Source organism: Nocardia araoensis NBRC 100135 (assembly GCF_000308435.1).
Classification (GTDB): Bacteria; Actinomycetota; Actinomycetes; order Mycobacteriales; family Mycobacteriaceae; genus Nocardia; species Nocardia araoensis.
Genome location: NZ_BAFR01000245.1, coordinates 1 through 634, shown reverse-complemented (window position 1 = coordinate 634; position 634 = coordinate 1). Strand labels below are relative to the sequence as shown.

Below are 634 nucleotides of genomic sequence, written 5' to 3'. Positions count from 1 at the left end.
GAGTTCCGTCAAACCGGCATGCGTCGCGGCATCCACGGCCACCGGCACCCGAGAACCCGCCAGCGACGCCACCGCTGGACGCGGCCGATCGGTCGGCAACTCGAGCAAGTCGGGCAGATCGGCCAGCTCCGCACGCCAGAACGCGATCTGCTGCGCCGCGATCGATGCCGGATCGCTCTCATCACCCAACACTTCGCGCTGCCACAACGCATAATCCGCATACTGCACCCGCAACGGCGACCACCCCGGAACCTCACCCGAAGTACGCGCCGCATACGCCACCATCACATCCCGCACCAACGGACCCATCGACGACGCATCCGCCGCAATATGATGCACCACCACCGCCAGCACATACGTCTCGGGCGCTCCGTCGACCTGGATCAGGACGGCCCGCAACGGCACCTCGGCCGTCACATCGAACGGAGTAGCCGCCAGCGCGTACACGGTGCTCGGCACGTCGGACTCGGCCAGCACCCGCGGGGTGAGGTCCAAGTCGACCTGCCCGGCGGGTAGCACCACCTGCACCGGACCATCGGGGGTCTCCGGATACACCGTGCGCAACACCTCGTGACGCGCCGCCACGTCGTGCAGCGCCGCACCCAGCGCGGCGACATCCAGTTCACCGGTCAAT

Annotated in this window: 1 protein-coding gene; it reads right to left on the bottom strand. The window is 67.8% G+C overall.

Annotation, left to right across the window (positions count from 1 at the left end):
* Positions 1-634, bottom strand: a 634-nt coding sequence (locus tag ON21_RS30170) for a condensation domain-containing protein (RefSeq protein ID WP_039803557.1), incomplete at both ends; no start/stop codon positions are given.